General features: G+C 47.7%; 11 protein-coding genes, 1 tRNA gene and 1 pseudogene. 11 read left to right on the top strand and 2 right to left on the bottom strand.

The window, feature by feature from the left end; genetic code table 11:
- Positions 1-67 precede the first annotated feature (67 nt).
- Positions 68-1,966: a M13 family metallopeptidase gene (locus AWM72_RS00435; protein ID WP_067971586.1), complete on the top strand. Its 1,899-nt coding sequence runs from the start codon at positions 68-70 to the stop codon at positions 1,964-1,966.
- An 88-nt stretch (positions 1,967-2,054) separates the two neighbouring features.
- The gene (argS, locus tag AWM72_RS00430) at positions 2,055-3,746 is read left to right on the top strand and encodes an arginine--tRNA ligase (protein WP_067971584.1); all 1,692 of its coding nucleotides are present in this window, start codon (positions 2,055-2,057) and stop codon (positions 3,744-3,746) included.
- A gap of 87 nt (positions 3,747-3,833) precedes the next feature.
- On the opposite strand, the gene AWM72_RS00425 is transcribed toward argS, so the two are convergent.
- Positions 3,834-5,030, bottom strand: a complete 1,197-nt coding sequence (locus tag AWM72_RS00425) for an O-antigen ligase family protein (RefSeq protein WP_067971581.1) — start codon at positions 5,028-5,030, stop codon at positions 3,834-3,836.
- A gap of 247 nt (positions 5,031-5,277) precedes the next feature.
- Here AWM72_RS00425 and AWM72_RS00420 point away from each other — a divergent pair, with 247 nt between their 5' ends.
- Positions 5,278-5,964, top strand: coding sequence for a hypothetical protein (locus AWM72_RS00420; protein WP_067971578.1), 687 nt, complete (start codon positions 5,278-5,280; stop codon positions 5,962-5,964).
- 88 nt (positions 5,965-6,052) lie between these two features.
- Here AWM72_RS00420 and AWM72_RS00415 read toward each other — a convergent pair whose 3' ends face one another.
- Positions 6,053-8,722, bottom strand: a complete 2,670-nt coding sequence (locus AWM72_RS00415; protein WP_067976465.1) for a cation-translocating P-type ATPase — start codon at positions 8,720-8,722, stop codon at positions 6,053-6,055.
- 376 nt (positions 8,723-9,098) lie between these two features.
- Between AWM72_RS00415 and AWM72_RS00410 the strand changes: the two genes are divergently transcribed.
- The 8 genes and pseudogenes from AWM72_RS00410 to glgD all read left to right on the top strand — a co-directional run bounded on the left by AWM72_RS00410 (position 9,099) and on the right by glgD (position 18,261).
- A complete protein-coding gene (locus AWM72_RS00410; protein WP_067971576.1) occupies positions 9,099-11,246 on the top strand; it encodes a Tex family protein in 2,148 nt (715 codons plus the stop codon).
- Positions 11,236-11,724: a SprT family protein gene (locus AWM72_RS00405; protein WP_070486547.1), complete on the top strand. Its 489-nt coding sequence runs from the start codon at positions 11,236-11,238 to the stop codon at positions 11,722-11,724. Before AWM72_RS00410 ends, AWM72_RS00405 begins: the two co-directional genes overlap by 11 nt.
- Positions 11,725-11,887: 163 nt before the next feature.
- A complete protein-coding gene (locus AWM72_RS00400; RefSeq protein WP_067971574.1) occupies positions 11,888-12,688 on the top strand; it encodes a zinc ribbon domain-containing protein in 801 nt (266 codons plus the stop codon).
- A 65-nt stretch (positions 12,689-12,753) separates the two neighbouring features.
- Positions 12,754-12,838 (top strand) — tRNA-Leu (locus AWM72_RS00395).
- Between the two features lie 547 nt (positions 12,839-13,385).
- Entirely contained in the window at positions 13,386-13,772 is a 387-nt protein-coding gene (gene gloA, locus AWM72_RS00390; RefSeq protein ID WP_067971571.1) for a lactoylglutathione lyase, read from the top strand.
- Between the two features lie 243 nt (positions 13,773-14,015).
- Positions 14,016-15,974 (top strand): 1,4-alpha-glucan branching protein GlgB, encoded by a 1,959-nt coding sequence (glgB, locus tag AWM72_RS00385; RefSeq protein ID WP_067971569.1) that lies wholly within the window; start codon positions 14,016-14,018, stop codon positions 15,972-15,974.
- A gap of 21 nt (positions 15,975-15,995) precedes the next feature.
- Positions 15,996-17,129 (top strand): annotated as a pseudogene (locus AWM72_RS00380) (glucose-1-phosphate adenylyltransferase); the annotation flags it as partial.
- Positions 17,116-18,261: a glucose-1-phosphate adenylyltransferase subunit GlgD gene (gene glgD, locus AWM72_RS00375; RefSeq protein ID WP_067971565.1), complete on the top strand. Its 1,146-nt coding sequence runs from the start codon at positions 17,116-17,118 to the stop codon at positions 18,259-18,261. The pseudogene AWM72_RS00380 and the gene glgD, both read left to right, overlap by 14 nt.
- Positions 18,262-18,278 lie beyond the last annotated feature (17 nt).

The raw sequence follows: 18,278 nt of genomic DNA, 5'->3' as shown, positions 1-18,278 counted from the left end.
AAAGGTCAGGGGCCGAGTCCGTATGTTAAAATAGAGGGTACAGACTATATGGAGAGGGAGAGCGATAATGACTATCGATTACGATTCGATTAAAGATGACCTTTACCTAGCAGTTAATGGAGACTGGCTAGCCCAAGCGGAGATTCCTGCTGATAAGCCAGCTACAGGCGGTTTTACCAGTTTAAGAGACCGGATGGAAGACCTCTTATTAGAAGAAAGCCAAGCCATGCGCGAGGGCAAGATAGCCTTGGACCAGCCAGAATTGGAAGAATTCGTGGCCTATTACAATAAGGCCCTCGATTTCGAGGGGCGCGAAGCTCAAGGGAGTCAGCCCTTAGAAGAAGAAATTGACCAAGTCAAAGCCTTGGAGAACTTGGCTGACTTACAGACCTTTGCAAAAGACTGGACCCTTAAGAATAATGACCTGCCCTTTGCGATCAGTGTGGAAGCGGATATGAAGGATACCGACCACTATACCCTCTACCTGGATACTCCTGGCTTGGTCTTGCCAGACACGACCTATTATGAAGAAGGAAACGAAGCGGGCCAAAGCTTACTAGCTGTCTATGCCAAGCAGTCCGAGGAATTATTGAGCTATTGTGGGATCGGTCAAGCGGACCAAGTCACCGCTCGTGCCTTGGCCTTTGACCGCTCCTTGGCCCAGTATATGAAGAGCAATGAGGAATTAGCGGACTATCCTAAGCTCTATAACCCACGAACGATGGACCAGGTGCAAGCTTATTCGGCTAGCTTTGATTTTAAAGCTTACTTTGAAGCCCTCTTAGGTCAAGTGCCGGACCAGGTGATTGTGACCCAGCCAGTCTTCTTTGAGCATTTTGATGAGCTTGTTAATGCCGATTCCTTCGACCAAATGAAAGCTTGGCTGCTCGTCCAAGTGGTCAATGCGGCGTCGAATTGCCTCAGTGAAGAAATGCGCCAGATCGGCAGCCAGTACAGCCTGGCCCTGTCCGGTAATCCTGAGACCCTATCCAAGGAGAAACAAGCCTTCTATGCAAGTACAGCCATGTTTGACCAAGTCATCGGGCTCTATTACGGGAAGAAGCATTTTGGTTCCCAAGCCCGTGAAGATGTCCGCCAAATGGTTGTGGAAATGATTGAAGTTTACAAGAAACGCTTAGAAGCTAACGATTGGTTGAGCCCTGAAACCATTGACAAGGCCATTGTCAAGCTCGACGCCATCGATATCTTGGTCGGCTATCCGGATACTTATCCTGACATCTACAGCAAATTCAAGGTAGACCCTGAGCTCAGCTTCTACGGCAACCTCCAAGTCTTCAGCCGGATAAAGATTGCTGACCGATTGGGACGTTATGGCCAAGAGGTTGACCGGACCGAGTGGGGGATGTCACCAGCGACGGTCAATGCCTACTACAATCCAAGTTTCAACCATATCTGCTTCCCTGCGGCTATCTTACAGGCGCCCTTCTATGCCATTGACCAGAGCCGGAGCCAGAACTATGGGGGGATTGGAGCCGTGATTGCCCATGAAATATCCCACGCCTTCGACAACAATGGGGCCCAATTCGATGAAAAAGGGAATATGACCAATTGGTGGCAAGAGCAAGATTATGAGGTCTTTTCTGCTAAAGCGGAAGAAATGGTCGACCAATTCGACGGCTTGCCTTTTGCTGGAGGACAAGTGAATGGGCGGATGACGGTTTCTGAAAATATTGCCGATGCCGGCGGTCTCCAAGCGGCTCTTGAGGCCTGCCAGCACGAGAAAGATTATGACTTAGAAGCCTTCTTCATTAATTGGGCAAGGATCTGGTGCCAAAAAGCTCGGGACCAATACAAGCAATTGCTGCTCAATATGGACGTCCATGCCCCAAGTCCACTGAGAGCTAATGTCCAAGTCAAGAATATCGACGCTTTCCATACTTGCTTTGGCATCCAGGAGGGCGATCCCATGTACCTAGCTAAAGAAAATCGTGTGGTGGTTTGGTAGGTGCTATAAGTATAGAAGATTCTATGCTAAAATAGTTAAGATGAAAGAGGTGCTCAAATCCGCACCCAAAAAGACAAGGAGTTGTGTTATGGATTTAAAACATCATGTTGCCGAAGTGATTTATGAGTCAGTTTCTGACCACTTGGATGTGGATCAGATCGAAGCTGCCCTCGAAACTCCTAAGCATAGTGACCACGGCGATATTGCCTTTCCCTGCTTCCTCTTAGCCAAGGCCTTGCGCAAGGCACCCCAAGCCATTGCTCAAGAACTCGCAGCTGAGATAAATGATCCTGCTTTAGACAAGGTTGAAGCAGTGGGTCCTTACTTGAATTTCTTCCTCAAGCCGGACCAAGTGTCTAAGCAAGTCTTAAAAGAAATTCTCAGCCAGGGGTCAGATTACGGCCAACAGGACTTAGGCCACGGCGGCAATGTCACCATCGATATGTCTAGCCCGAATATTGCAAAACCCATGTCCATGGGCCACCTGCGTTCTACGGTGATTGGGAATGCGATTGGGAATATTTTGGCCAAGGTCGGCTTTAACCCCATTCGGATCAACCACCTGGGCGACTGGGGGACGCAGTTCGGGAAATTAATCGTTGCCTATCGCTTATGGGGAACAGAAGAAGAAGTCCGGGCGAATCCAATCCAAGAACTTTTACGCCTCTACGTGAAGTTCCACGAAGAAGCCGAGAAAGATGAGAGCTTAAACGACAAGGGCCGCCAAGCTTTCAAGGCCTTGGAAGAAGGTTCGGAAGAAGAATTAGCCCTCTGGCGTTGGTTTAGAAGCGAGTCCCTCAAAGAATTCAACCGCATCTATGCCATGTTAGGCATTGAATTCGATTCCGACAAGGGCGAAGCCTTCTACAATGACAAGATGGACCGGGTCATCGACCTCTTGGAAGAAAAGGACCTGCTCAAGGTCGATAATGGGGCGACGATTGTTGACTTAGACAAGTATGACCTGATCCCTGCCTTAGTCAAAAAGTCAGATGGAGCGACCCTCTATATGACCCGCGACCTGGCCGCTGCCCTCTACCGCAAGGATCACTATGACTTTGCTCAGTCCCTCTATGTGGTGGGTAATGAGCAAAGCATCCACTTCAAGCAATTGAAGGCGGTCCTCAAAGAAATGGGTTACGACTGGTACGATGACATCCACCATATTCCGTTCGGTCTGGTGACCAAGGATGGGAAGAAGCTCTCCACCCGTAAAGGTAAAGTTGTCCTTCTCGAGGAGGCCCTCAATGAAGCCATCCGCCTAGCGGAAGCACAAATTGAAGAAAAGAATCCAGACTTAGCCAATAAAGACCAGGTTGCCCACCAAGTTGGGGTCGGTGCTGTCATCTTCCACGACCTGAAGAATGACCGGATGAATAACTTTGACTTCAAACTCAGTGAAATTGTCCAGTTTGAAGGGGAGACCGGGCCTTATGTCCAATACGCCAATGCTCGGGCGCATTCCATCTTGCGCAAGTCAGGTCGCGAGCTTGACCTGGCGGCTGACTATAGCTTGGAAGACCCAGAAGCCTATACCATTATCAAGGCCTTAAATGACTTCCCAGAAACCATTGAAAAGGCCTACCGTCACTATGAGCCAAGCGTGATTGCTAAGTATGCGATCAACCTCGCTCAGAACTTTAACCGCTACTATGCCCACAACCGTATCCTTGAAGAGGATGAAGGCTTAGAGTCACGTTTAGCCCTCGTTAAAGCAACGACGGTTGTTTTAGAAGCCGCCTTGAACCTGCTCGGTGTCGCTGCACCGCATGAAATGTAGGACAGGGCTAATAACTTGAGCAATCAATGATCATATTAAAAGAAGCCTTGACCAATCAGTTGGACTGAAAGGGTCAAGGCTTCTTTTTTATTTTTCGGGATAGAGTCCGGCTTCGGCTTCTTGAATCATATTCTTAATCGGTAGGACAATGATAAGGAAGAGGAAGCTGGTCTGGATCCAAAAGATCGTCAGGTCCAGGAGACCGTGGAGGAGGACAATGGAAATAAAAGAACAGATCAGGGCCAAGCGCAAGCGAAGAGCAGGATACTTTCTCATGGTATTAATCAAGCTAGCAAAGCGGTAGAAGGGGAGAAAGAGGATGCTGCAGCCGACAATCCCATAGCTGAGGAGGGGGTCCAGGTAGATGCTGTGGGAATGGATGGTTGATTTTCCCCCCGGATATTCGTTCCAGACCTGCAAGTAGGTCAAGGGTCCCTGACCAAAGAGATAGTTGTGGCGGAGCGCTCGCAAGGCTGTCTGCCAGATATGGATCCGGTCCCCCAAGGCCCAAGATAGGGAGTCCATGCGGGGGAAGAGGTCGGTCACCATTAGACCGAGAACGCCTAGCCCCATCAGCCCTAAGCTGACCAGGGCCTGTTTGTGGTAGCCGTAAACATAGTAGAAGACGACGATTGATCCGATAACGACCATAAAGCTAGTCCTAGCTCCAGTAAAGAAGATAGCGGACAGATTACAGAGGGTAATGAAGGCGAAGGCTAATTTCTTTCGCAATTTCTTGGTCCGCGTCAACTTGTAGAGGCCAATAATGATGAAGAATTCAAGCATCATAGCATAGTAATTCGGATTAAAAAAAGTCGCTTCGACCCGGTCTGCATGCTGCTTGCCCATAGCCTCGGAAATAAAGGTATAGTCCCATTCCTGGATGAACTGAAAGTGCTCGAGCAGGGCAAAAATAAAAAGAATAAAACTAGCGATAAGGCTGATATTGATCAAGTCTTCCACAAAATAAGGCTTGATGGCATCAAAATAATACTTGAAAAAGATTAAGTAGATAGCGAAGCCAAAAGATATGAGGACACCCAACCAGTTTTGATAGACGAGGGAAATGCTAATATTGTAAGCGATAAATATCCAAAAGGCTGCCATCACCCCACTATTATCCGTAAAGCTGGGGCGGAAAAGCCCGCAGACCCCTAAAATAATAAAGATGACCGTCATCACGGTGACCGTAATATAGAAGGGGAAGAAGTTGCTGATTAATAAGATCATTAAGAGCAGGGCTTGCAGGTCCCAGGGTAAACGATCGCTTGAGAGGGTCTTCATGCGAATCACCTCCTCCTTTATAACTTATCATTAGTTATTATGATACCACGTTATAGCTAGAGAAGTACAAAGAATTTCTAAAATCAAGCGAGTGTGACAAAAGTCATTCAGGCCTGACTTTTGAAAAAGTTTTGTTGGTTAAAAAGAGGCTGGAGATTTTGTTCCAGCCTCCAATCCTCATCTTCTGACAAAGGCAAGTAAGAATGGTAGAATAGGGATATGATATTCGCAATATGGAGGGAAATGAATGGTTGAACAATGGCAGGGTCTGCCAGCAGACCGCTTTGCAAAATATAGAAGTTGGATTAACCGCGAGGAGCCTGGAATCTGTGGGTCCTATGTCACTGCTGCCTTAGTCCATGACCGTGTCCTGGCTGATACGGGACGGGCCTTGGATCCTGGCCGCTTACTCGGGGCCAGCCAAGAGTTAGTCGATGACAAGCACTTACACAAGGGCACCTTTATTTGGAATATTTATTCGGGCTTAGACAGTCTCTTGGGACCCCAGGGCTACCGGGTCAAGGTCGGCCTCTTTTCAGAAGTTAAAGTCCCTGACTTAATGGCTGCAGGTTATGGACCCTTTATTGTGGGAACAGCAGGTCTCCTAGGGTCTCCCTATGGTAACCACTGGCTTCTGGCCTACGCCTATCGCTATAATGACCAGGGGGACTTGGAATTTCGCTGCTATGACAACCATGGTCAGTCCCAAGCCGTCCTTCCGGCTAAGTATTGTTTCTCCTATGCCTATTTAGAAAGATTGCCAGAGACAGCAGATAAGCAGCCAGCGAAAGAAGAAGAGAGAACTCATGAAGACCAGACCATCCACTTCCATAGCAATGGCTACCGCCAAGAGGCCCTTCAGCAGGCCGAAGCAGAGGAAGGGAAGACCATCTTTGGAAAGTCTCTGGCCGATATTTTGGATCTCTTTATTTAATTGATCTCTACAACACAAAAACAGAGCTTCCCGTCTTTTGGACAGGAGGCTCTGTTTTTTGCTTAAGCCAATTCAAAGGCTTTGCTTCTTATTTATGATCTTCTGACTTGGCTGCATAGCCGGATTGACGTAGGAAGAATTTGATAATCTCTACGTAAGGAATGATAGACAGGGCAGCAACAATGATAACTGTCCACATTTGACCGGCATTTGGATCATTAACCAAGTGGATGGTACCGAAGGCATCGTTTAAGCCTGGCACAAAGACGGTAATGATCAGCATGGCAGCAGAGACCAGGATGGCCAAGTTGAAGGCCTTGTTGTTAAATGGATTACCTGAGAAGAGTGACCGGTAAACAGACTTACAGTTGAAGGCGTGGGCGAGCTGGATAAAGGCCAAGGTTAGGAAGGCCATCGCTTCCGCATCGACATGTTCAACTTGCATCTTGTTGATAGCATACCAGTAAACGAAGAGGGTAATACCACCTTCGTAGATCCCTTGGTAGATGATCCCTTCCAGAACCCCACCTGATAGGAGGTTGGTTCGGCGGCCACGCGGTCTGTGTTCCATCACGTCAGGTTCCGCTTCTTCCAGACCAAGTGCAATGGCTGGGAAGGTGTCGGTTACCAAGTTAATCCAAAGAATGTGGATCGGCTCCAGGATAGTCCAGTTAGCAAAGGTTGCAATAAAGAGGGTCATAACTTCACCCAGGTTAGCTGATAAGAGGTATTGAACCGCCTTTTGGATGTTAGCGAAGACTTTACGTCCTTCTTCAACCGCATGGACAATGGTGGCGAAGTTGTCGTCAGCCAGTACCATGTCGGAAGCACCCTTAGACACTTCTGTCCCAGTGATCCCCATACCAATCCCGATGTCGGCTTGTTTGAGGGATGGGGCATCGTTGACCCCGTCACCGGTCATGGCAACAACCTTGTTATGGGTCTTAGATTGCCAAGCGCGAACAATTCTTACCTTATGTTCAGGAGCAACCCGAGCATAAACAGAGTATTGTTCAACTTCTTGTTCTAATTGATTATCATCGATGGTATCGAGGTAGGCCCCAGTGGTTACTGCAGATTCATCGTGTTCTTCAGTAATGATACCTAAACGTTCTGCAATGGCAGCAGCTGTTGTTTGGTGGTCACCCGTGATCATAACGGTCCGGATACCAGCCGCCTTAGCGGTAGCGATCGCGTCCTTAGCTTCTGGACGTTCAGGGTCGATTTCACCGACCATACCAGCATATACCAAATGACGTTCGTGTTCTTCACTCGTATACTCGTCGGCTTCTTGGTCGATATACTTGAAGGCCATAGCGAGGACACGCAGGGCTTCAACAGCCATATCGTGGTTAGCAGTTAAGAGCTTGTCACGGTAGGCTTCGGTCATTTCGTGGATCTGACCATTTTCATAGTAGTAGTCACAGTTGTCAATAATAACGTCAGGCGCACCCTTGGTCATGACAACGAATTGGCCTTGAGCCTTGTCTGAGCTTGGATGAACAGTAGTTGACATCTTACGTTCAGAGTCGAATGGGATTTCACCAATCCGAGGTTGGGCTTGGAGCGCTTCATCGAGTTGGAAGCCCTTGTCGATCCCGAATTGAACCATGGCTGTCTCGGTTGGGTCCCCAGCTAGGCTCTTGTCAGCTGAAACCGTGGTGTCGTTCGCCATGTTCATGATCTTGAAGACAGGTTCTTCGAAGTCAATATCTTCACTAGCATCATGGATTTGGCCATTGTAGTAGACCTTTTCAATGGTCATCTTATTTTGGGTGAGGGTACCGGTCTTGTCGGAACAAATAACTTCAGTCCCACCCAGGGTTTCAACGGCTGGTAATTTACGAACTAGGGCATTGCGGTCGGCCATCTTTTGTGTCCCCAGGGCGAGGATAATGGTTGAGATGGCTGGCAGACCTTCAGGAAGGGCAGCAACGGCGATTGAAATCGCAGTTAGGAGCATGTCCACCCAGTAGCGGCCTTGGACTAAACCAACCACAAAGATAATAACAGCGATAACAATGATTGCCACGGTAAGGAATTTAGATAATTTATCTTGGTCTTCCTGGAGTGGCGTCTTCTTAGTTTCGGCATTATCTAGCATGGTCGCGATATGGCCGACTTCTGTGTTCATACCGGTTCCAGTAACGATCCCGGCGCCGCGACCATAAGTGACGTTAGTGGAGGAGAAGGCCATATTTTTACGGTCCCCGATAGCTGCTGTGTCGTCCACCAATTCTAAGTTCTTAGTAACAGGTACAGATTCCCCGGTAAGGGCCGCTTCTTCAATCTGCAAGGAATTGCTTTCGATCAAGCGCATATCGGCTGGCACGACATTCCCTGCTTCTAGTAAAACAACGTCGCCAGGCACAATTTCGCGCGAATCAATGGCGCGAATTTCACCGTCACGGCGGACATTGGCTTGGGGCGAAGACATTTCCTTCAATGAATTAATAGCGTCTTCAGCCTTGTTCTCTTGGATAACCCCAAGAATGGCATTAATAATAACAACGGCAAGAATAATGATCGCGTCGACCATCCCCTCATAGCCTTCCAGGACAACGGAAAGCACGGCTGCAATAAGCAGGATAATGATCATGAGGTCCTTGAACTGATCAATAAACTTTTGGAAAGTAGACTTACTTTCACCTTCTTGGATTTCGTTGGGGCCGTATTGGTCCAGACGTTCTTTGGCTTGGGCATCGGTCAAGCCTGTCGTTGACGTTTGGAATTCATTTTCAACGGCGGGAACATCCATGGTGAAATACTTCTTCCCTGACTCTTGTTGGTCCAATTATAAACACTCCTTCTTCGCTCAACTGAGCAGTTTATTATATAATAGTGTAAAAAAAGACTCATACTACTGTCGTCCCCCAGTAGCATAAGTCTCACCAAATTAAGGTAATACCAGCAATACAATTGACTGCGCCTGTTGATATTACCGCAGACATGCTGCAGGTTACTCCCTTATGATTTGTACACTAATATGTATAGTTAGTATAGAGGATAAAAGACGAAAATGCAATTTTTAACTCGTATTCTTGCTAATTATTTTAAGGTGTGCAAGTAGGAGAAGAATGCTATAATAAGAACTTATAAGGGAATTTTTAAAGGAAGTTAGGTGTCAAATATTCATGAATGAAGATTATTTGAAGTTAGTGCATCAAGAGATGCCGACTTATTCGAAGAAACAAATCCAAAGTGTCCTCAGCTTGTTGGAGGAGGGCAATACGGTTCCTTTTATCGCCCGCTACCGGAAGGAACAGACGGGATCCTTCGATGAAGTGGAAATTCGTAAGATCCAAAAATCTTATGATTATATTGAAAATCTGGAGAAACGCCGGGAAACGATCCTCGACACCATTGAAGCCGCAGGTAAGCTAAAACCCAAGCTGAAAAAAGAAATCCTGAAGGCGGATAAGCTCCAAGAATTAGAAGACCTCTATGAACCCTACAAACCCAAGCGTCGGACCAAGGCGACCATTGCTAAGGACCAGGGCTTGGAAGGCTTGGCTGAATGGCTCTATGCCAGTCCTAAAACGGGGGACCCCAAAGAGGAAGCGGCCAAGTATGTCACTGAAGAAGCCCCTAGCCTAGAAGATGCCCTAGCTGGAGCCCATGAAATCCTCTGTGAATGGATCAGCGAAACGGCTCGCTACCGGCAATGGCTGCGCCGCTATGTCAAAGAAGAAGGGCGCCTAGTGAGTGAGAAGGCCAAGGGAGCGGAAGATAATAAGCAGGTCTACAAGGTCTACTATGACTTCTCTCAAGCTCTCGGCAAGCTCAAACCCTATCAAGTCCTGGCCTTGAACCGCGGCGAGAAAGAAAAAATCCTGCGCTTGAACTTTGAATTTGATGAATTTCCAGTCTTAGAGTACTTAGTTAACCAGGTGATCGATGGTCACCCTGTCAGCTTGAAGGAACTCCAGGCAGCGATCCAGGACGCCATGCAGCGCTTCCTCCTGCCGGCAGTGGAAAGGGAAATCCGCTCCGAATTGACCGAGGAGGCCGAAGCCCATGCCATTGAAAGCTTCTCTGACAACCTCTACCACTTGCTCATGCAGGCGCCGCTCAAGGGCCGGGTTGTTTTAGGCTTAGATCCTGCCTTCCGGACCGGCTGTAAGTTAGCGGTCGTGGATGAAACAGGGAAGTTTCTCGACAAGGCAATTATCTATCCAACCCACCCCGTCAATAAAGTCGAAGAAGCCGCTAAGATTTTCGGCCAACTAGTTGAAAAATATGGGGTAGAAATGGTGGCCATTGGGAATGGGACCGCGAGCCGAGAATCGGAGCAATTCGTGGCCGACCAAATCCAAAACCGGTTTCCAAATCTCAAATACATGATTGTTAATGAGAGTGGGGCCTCGGTCTATTCCGCTAGCAAAGTGGCCCGGGCAGAGTTTCCAGACTTTAATGTCGAGGAACGGTCAGCCGTCAGCATTGCCCGCCGCCTCCAAGACCCGCTGGCAGAATTGGTGAAGATTGATCCAAAATCCATTGGCGTCGGCCAATACCAACATGATGTTTCCCAGAAAGAACTCTCCGACTCTCTTGACTTTACCGTCGAAACCGTGGTGAACCGGGTAGGGGTGAACTTGAATACGGCCAGTCCTTCCTTGCTGGTCCATGTGTCAGGTGTCAACAAGTCGGTGGCCAAGAATATTGTAGCCTACCGCAATGACAATGGACTCTTTAAGAACCGTCAAGAACTCAAGGATGTTTCCCGCTTAGGGCCTAAAGCCTTCGAACAATGTGCCGGCTTCTTGCGTATCCTCAACGGGGAAGAAGTCCTCGATGCGACGGCTATCCACCCGGAAAGTTATAAACTCACTAATAAAATTCTAGCTGACCAGGGTATTGACCTGGCCGACATCCATGAAGATGCCGTCCGTCAGCAGATTAAAGACTGGAATATTCCAAGTCTTGCAGCTGCTTACCAGATCGGGGAAGAGAGCCTCAAGGACATCCAAGAGTCCCTCCTGGCACCCGGACGCGACCCGCGGGATGACTTGGATGCGCCGATCTTGCGCTCGGATGTCTTGAAACTGAGCGACCTCAAAGAAGGCATGGCCTTACAAGGAACCGTCCGCAATGTGGTCGATTTTGGGGCCTTTGTCGACGTTGGTGTCAAGCAGGATGGCCTGGTCCATATCTCCAAGCTCAGCAAGAAATTTGTTAAACACCCGAGTGATGTCGTGGCCGTGGGTGAAATTGTTAATGTGTGGGTGGAATCGGTGGATACCCAAACAGGGCGAATTGGGCTGACGATGATTGAAGACTAAAAAGACTTATTCAGATGCTGCCTTACAGGCTCTAGTGGAGAAGGTGTCTCTTGAAGACTTCGGGCGACCTTTTTGCCACCAGGCGGTATGGAATCGGCGCTTGCGGACAACCGGCGGGCGCTTCCATTCCCCGTCCTGCAAATTGGATTTTAATCCTAGAATTCTTGACCGCTACGACCAAGACCTGCTCGTTAAAGTAATCCGCCATGAGCTTTGCCACTACCACCTTTACCGACAAGGCTCCGGCTACCGGCATGGCAACTCGCAATTCAAGGAGCTTTTAGAAGCAGTTGGGGGGATCGACTATGTGCCCGACTTGCTTGATCCCTCCGAGCGGAAGCTCTATTACTACCGCTGTCAAGGCTGCCATGAGCTTTATGAGCGCGAGCGCCGCATCAACCCTCGCGCCATGTGCGGCCATTGCTTGGGGGTCTTAGTACAAGTCGAGGGGCCTGAAGATGACCTTGGTGGGAGTTAAGGGGTCGCCTTTGCTCGCACTCTTAGTTGGGTTCGAGGATGCAAAAAGGGCTCCTCTTCATAAAAGTCCGTCGAAGGCCTTCAGCCTTCTCTGGCCTTTTACTCCAGAGGTCCCTTTTTCCCGCATCCTCTCACACCCTTACATTAATAGAAAGGAGTCTGCTGTGATTAAAAGATGTCAAAATTGTGATTGCCAACTTGCAGAAGATGACCTGGTTTGTCCTAAGTGTGGACAGGTTATCCAGTCTGAGCAAGATTTTTACTTGCAAGAAGCGGGCAGTCAGACTGAAGAAGAAACAGATAAGAAGACCAAAAAAATGAGCCGGAAAAAACGGGCTGACCAGGAAAAGTGGACCGCCTATGCCAAAGACTTCTTCCGTTGTTTCTTGGCCTTTTTGAAGAATCCAATCAAGAATATCCAAAATCCTAGTTATATCAATTCCTACTATGGGGTGGCTATGCTGGTGATCCTCACCCTGACCAATACGGTGACTTTAACAGCCATGGCAAATTTTGCTTTCTCTAATTATGCCTGGCTATCCAGCATCTCGATCTTACCCAACATTGATTACTACTTTAATCCTTGGCTGTTCTTTATCCAGGCCTTGGTCTATTTCTTTGTCATGTTCTGGCTAATCGCCGCGATCAGCCAGGCCACCATGCGCTTGATTTTTAAGCTGGACCAGAGCAACTTGGAATGGTTGACGCGCTTTATGGGGATGAACAGCCTGACTGTGGTCCTCGCTATTTTAGCCATGCTCTGTAGTTTGATTGCACCCTTGCTCTTCTCCATCCTGGTTCTCTTCTTAATGCTCTTGGAGTTCATCGTCTTCCTGATTTCGATCCCGCTCCTCTATTACCTCTATGAGTCGCGAGTGTCCTGGATCAACCGCTACTATGCAGCATTAATCGCTATTGCTTGCTTTGTCTTGCTCAATATTTTCTTAGTGAACATTATTTTCTAAAAAATTAGGAAAAATGGTTGACAGCTTAACCGATATGCGGTAAGATATATCTTGTGTTAAGCAACGCGGGTATGGCGGAATAGGCAGACGCGCTACCTTGAGGGGGTAGTGGGAGTAACTCCCGTGCAGGTTCAAGTCCTGTTACCCGCATTCATAAAAAGCTCAAGAAGCTTACTGAATGTGCGAAAAGGCTAGAAAGTATTGTAGAAGCAATGCTTTCTAGCCTTTTTCTTTTTGTTAAAAGTTTGAGCTTGCAGGAGAAGTGCAAAGATTTAAAAATATTTTTGCACGTATTTTGCACCCGAAATCGTTTGCGCTTGTCTAAAAATGCTTGCCACGAAGAAGGTCCTTTTTTTACAATCAGGCAGGCAAAAGTCTCCGCTTCATGATAGAATGAACTTATGACCTATCATGAAAGGAGGGGCAGGCTGTCAGGGCCTGGTGATGATGTTAACAACGAATCTGATCTTAGCCATTTTGTGGCTGCTATTGTTTACTTTGAGGAAAGTTTTGAGTAGAGTTTTAGGGAAGAAAGCTTGCTAGGATAAGTTTTTCATTTTGAAGAAGAGAAAACTATCAGTGTGCTAGGCTATGGGCTTTAAAGATTTTCTTTGATAAACTTATCATTTTTTTATCATATTTCTTTAAAAAAGGATGAAAGTTAGGTAGAATAGACATAAGGAAAGGTGATGATTGAATGCCAGTTGTGGATCATACATGTGTACGCGTTAAAAATTTAGAAGCGTCCATTACGTTTTACCAAGATGCCTTTGGTTTTGAAGAGGTGGAGCGTCGGGATTTCCCAGATAATGAATTTACGCTTTGCTACCTTTCTTTACCAGGCCAAGACTACAAATTAGAATTAACTTATAACTATGACCATGAAGCCTATGATTTAGGAAATGGTTATGGGCATATTGCGATTGTAACCGCAGATGCCGAAGGACTCCACCAAGCTCATAAGGAAGCTGGTTATCCTGTAACAGACTATGTAGGTTTACCTGGGACTGAGCCATTCTACTACTTTGTGACTGACCCAGATGGCTACAAGATTGAAGTTATTGACGAAGAGGCTTGGAAATAACTTGCCTTTTTAGTGGAAACTGTGCTATACTTATCTCGCGATGAGCTGAGTACACTTAACTGTGTATTGAGAATATAGAGAGCACACGTTGCTTAGCAACACTACAGGAAGTAGGTGCTCGGATAAAGTTGCTGTGAACGGCTTTATCCCTTGTCTAGGAGAAAGCGAGAACAATTAACTTTGTTCTCGCTTTTTTTTTAGAAAGAAATGCAAGCGTTTTTATAAAAAGGAAGGAGGGGGAATATGCCGCAATTGACCAAAGACCAACTGGCAACAGAAATGTATTACTTCAATTTAGGCAATCATTTTTCCGCTTATCATTTTCTGGGTGCCAAAGCTTGTCGAGATCAAGCGGGTCAGGAGGGTTATCGTTTTACAGTCTGGGCACCCCGGGCCAAGGCCGTTGCTATTATTGGAAGTTTTAACCAGTGGCAGGAAGAGGCCCTTGAAGCAGTGGGGGAAACCGGAGCTTGGACCATCTTTAAGGCTGAGGCTAAGGAATGGGACCTCTATAAATTTGTGGTCACGGACCAGGCAGGGCAAAAAAAGGAAAAGCAAGACCCCTTCGCCTTTGCGAGTGAGGTCCCACCCAAGACGGCTTCGGTGATCCAAAACTTGCCCCAGTATGACTGGCAGGATGCCGATTGGCTGGCCGAACGTCGGAAAGCTAAACGCTATGACCGGCCTTTAAACATCTACGAGGTCCACATGTCCTCCTGGCGCCGTCATCCGGATGGGTCGGCTTATAGTTTCGATGACTTGAGGAAGGAACTCATCCCTTATGTCAAAGAAATGGGCTATACCCATATTGAATTTATGCCTTTGATGGAGCACCCCTTGGAGGCTTCTTGGGGCTATCAGATTTCGGGTTATTATTCGATTGCTGGTCGCTTCGGTCACGACTTTGAACCATTTATGCGTTTTGTGGATGCCTGCCACCAGGCGGAGATTGGGGTCTTAGTGGATTGGGTGCCCGGCCACTTTGTCCGCAATGATGATGCTCTGGCCTATTACGACGGGACCCCGTGCTTTGAATTTCAAGATCCCCAGCGTGCGGTCAATAACCGTGGGGGGACCTATAATTTTGACCTAGGCAGGAGCCAAGTCCACAGCTTCTTGATTTCGAATGCTGTCTTTTGGCTAGAGGAATTCCATGTCGATGGTTTGAGGGTGGATGCCGTCTCTAATATGCTCTACTTGGACTATGATATTGGGGACTGGCAGCCTAACCGCTATGGCAATAATGTCAACTTAGAGGGGGTAGACTTCCTCCGCCGTTTAAACCAGGAGATCTTCTTGCGGGATGATTCCTATCTCATGATTGCGGAAGAATCCACAGCTTGGGATGGGGTGACACGGCCCACTTCCGAAGGGGGCTTGGGCTTTAACTTCAAGTGGAACATGGGTTGGATGAACGATACCCTGAAATTCTTTAGCTTGGACCCTATCCACCGGTCCCACCACTATAAGCTGGTGAACTTTACCTTCATGTATATGTTCCATGAGAACTTTATCTTGCCCTTTTCCCACGATGAAGTGGTCCACGGCAAGGAGTCCCTCTTAGGGCGGATGCCGGGACAGACGCGTTATGATGAGTTCTCGAACTTGCGAACACTGGAGGGTTACCGGATGTGTTATCCAGGTAAGAAATTATCCTTCATGGGTAACGAAATTGGCCAATTCTTAGAGTGGCGCTTCTACAGCCAGCTAGAATGGGAGGACTTGGACCGGCCCTATAACCGGGAATACCAGCACTACATCCAGTGCTTGAACCAGCTCTACCAGGATCAACCAGCCCTCCACCAATTGGACCTGAGCCCAGAAGGCATCCGTTTCCTGGAAGCGGATGATGATTTAGAGACCACGGCGGCCTTTATTCGGAGGAGCCAGGACCCAGAAGATTTTATTGTGTGTGCTTATAACTTTACCCCCGTGGAACGTCACAATTACCGCTTGGGGGTACCGTATCCAGGAACTTATCGTGTCCTCTTGAACAGTGAAATGCAGGAATTTGGAGGCAATTGGGAATACCAGCAGGAAACTTATACGGCAGAGCAAGTGCCCCACCAAGGCTTTGATTATTCGCTATCTGTCGTATTGCCCTCCCTGTCGACCTTCCTATTGAAGCCCGATCAGCTTTTGACGGAGAGGCCAGAACTATTAAAGAAAGAAGATTTAGTTGAAGGAGGGGAAAGAGAGTAATCTCGATCATTATGAAAAAAACAATTATTAGCTATGATACTTGCTGGGGGTAAGGGGACCCGCCTCGGTAAATTAACCAAAGAAATTGCCAAACCAGCTGTTCCTTTTGGAGGCAAATACCGTATTATTGATTTTCCTTTGAGTAACTGTGCCAATTCCGGCATCAAAAAAGTGGGCGTCATGACCCAGTATGAACCCTTAGTCCTCAATGACCATATTGGGGTAGGAGTGCCTTGGGACCTAGATTCTAACGAAGGGGGCGCCTATGTCCTCCAACCTTACTCTTCCACGGAAGATGGGGAAAAATGGTTTAAAGGGACAGCCAATGCCATCTACCAAAACATTAGCTTTATCGATAGCCAGAAGCCGGAATATGTCTTAGTCCTGTCAGGTGACCATATCTATAAGATGGACTATGAACGCATGTTGGAAGACCATGTGGCCAACGAAGCAGACTGTACGGTTGCGGTAATCCCGGTGCCTATGGAAGAGGCATCACGCTTTGGGATTATGAATACTGATGACGATGATAAGATTGTTGAGTTTGAAGAGAAACCTGAACATCCTAAGTCTAACCTAGCTTCCATGGGGATCTATATCTTTACTTGGGATAAGCTGCGGAGCTATCTCACTTCAGACCCTGAAAAAATGGAAGACTTCGGGAAAGATGTGATTCCAGCTTATCTGGCCAATGACGAAGCTCTTTATGCCTACTCCTTCGATGGCTATTGGAAGGACGTGGGGACTATCGAAAGTCTCTGGGAAGCCAATATGGAATTCCTGGATCCTGACCACCCTCTCAATATTCGCTCGAATGACTGGCCCATCTATAGTAAGAACATCGTGTCACCCCCTCAATTATTAACGGAAGAGGCGAATGTGACGGAATCCATGGTTTGCGACGGTGCCTTCATTCGTGGTCAGGTCAACCGCTCAGTTATTTCACAAGACGTGAAGATCGGCAAAGACAGCCAAGTGGAGAAATCAGTCCTGATGACTGGGGCGCGCGTGGGGCAAAAGGCTGTGATTAAGTATGCTATTCTCGGGGGAGGCGCCCAGATTGCGGACAATGCCCAAGTGATTGGGACCCCAGAAGAAATTAAAGTCGTCGGCTATGAAGAAGTAGTGGGAGGTAGCGACAATGAAGAAGAATAAATTAAGTGCCATTATTAATATGACCGAAGATGATAGCAAGCTAGCTCCATTGACGGATAGTCGGCCAATTGGTGCCCTGCCTTTTGCCTGCCGCTACCGGCTCTTAGACTTTACCCTGTCGAGCTTATCACACGCCGATGTGCGCTCAGCAGCTATCTTCATCAATGAAACCGGCCGGTCCGTCTACGACCATATCCGCAGCGGCCAGGCCTGGGACTTGGATACGAATTCAGGTGGGATCTTCACCTATTCGCAGATGAAGCACAAGAAGGCCCTCTATGAAGCGGCTAGCCGGATTGGTGACTTCTATGAAGACCACAAAATCTTTATCGAACGGGCCAATAGCGAGTATGTCTTTATTTCAGGTTCTAAGATCCTAGCTAGCGTCAACTTGGTGGACATGCTGGATACCTTCGAAGCGGGAAGCGCCGAAGTGATGCGGATGTATGCTAAGAAGGAAAAAAGCTTCGTTGAATACCACCCCGATGAGAATTTATTGACCATCGATGACAAGGGCTATGTGACTGACTTGGCTAAGGAAGGCGTTACGCCTATTGAAGGCGAAGTGGTTAACTTCGATATGAACATGACCATCATGCCTGCCAATATCTTGCTTGAAATTATTGACAAGGCCAATGCGGAGAACCTCAATGATAACCTCGACCAAATTATTGAGAAATACCTCCTGGACTATACCGTCCAAGCTTATGAACACAAGGGCTTCGTAGCCAATATTGATTCTGTCAAGGCCTACTATGATACCAGCCTCTCTATGCTCGAAGGGGAAGCCTTCACCAGCCTCTTCCATACCGAGTTGCCAATTATTACCCGGACCCACAATGGAGCACCAACTTATTATGGTAAAAAAGCTGAAGTCCACAATGCCCAGATCGCGACCCATACGGATATGCAAGGTAAGGTTTCCCACTCGCAAATTTCGCGTAAGGTTGAGGTTCATGAGGGGGCAGAAGTCGAGAATTCTATCCTCTTCCAAGGTTGTATCATTGAAGAGGGCGCCCGGGTCAAACATGCCATCCTGGATAAGCGGGTCTATGTTGAGGCCGGGGCAGTGGTCGAAGGAACGGCCGAAGAACCCCTAGTGGTTGCTAAGAATACGCGGATTAAAGCCTAGTGCAATAGTTTAAAGGA

This window comes from Aerococcus sanguinicola, assembly GCF_001543145.1.
Lineage (GTDB): Bacteria > Bacillota > Bacilli > Lactobacillales > Aerococcaceae > Aerococcus > Aerococcus sanguinicola.
This window is presented reverse-complemented; position numbering and strand designations above follow the sequence as displayed.

What these genes read in the sequence shown, in the direction of transcription:
- AWM72_RS00435 (WP_067971586.1), top strand. Translation starts at nt 68, where the DNA reads ATGACTATCGATTACGATTCGATTAAAGATGACCTTTACCTAGCAGTT.
- argS (WP_067971584.1), top strand. Translation starts at nt 2,055, where the DNA reads ATGGATTTAAAACATCATGTTGCCGAAGTGATTTATGAGTCAGTTTCT.
- AWM72_RS00425 (WP_067971581.1), bottom strand. Translation starts at nt 5,030, where the DNA reads ATGAAGACCCTCTCAAGCGATCGTTTACCCTGGGACCTGCAAGCCCTG.
- AWM72_RS00420 (WP_067971578.1), top strand. Translation starts at nt 5,278, where the DNA reads ATGGTTGAACAATGGCAGGGTCTGCCAGCAGACCGCTTTGCAAAATAT.
- AWM72_RS00415 (WP_067976465.1), bottom strand. Translation starts at nt 8,722, where the DNA reads ATGGATGTTCCCGCCGTTGAAAATGAATTCCAAACGTCAACGACAGGC.
- AWM72_RS00410 (WP_067971576.1), top strand. Translation starts at nt 9,099, where the DNA reads ATGAATGAAGATTATTTGAAGTTAGTGCATCAAGAGATGCCGACTTAT.
- gloA (WP_067971571.1), top strand. Translation starts at nt 13,386, where the DNA reads ATGCCAGTTGTGGATCATACATGTGTACGCGTTAAAAATTTAGAAGCG.
- glgB (WP_067971569.1), top strand. Translation starts at nt 14,016, where the DNA reads ATGCCGCAATTGACCAAAGACCAACTGGCAACAGAAATGTATTACTTC.
- glgD (WP_067971565.1), top strand. Translation starts at nt 17,116, where the DNA reads ATGAAGAAGAATAAATTAAGTGCCATTATTAATATGACCGAAGATGAT.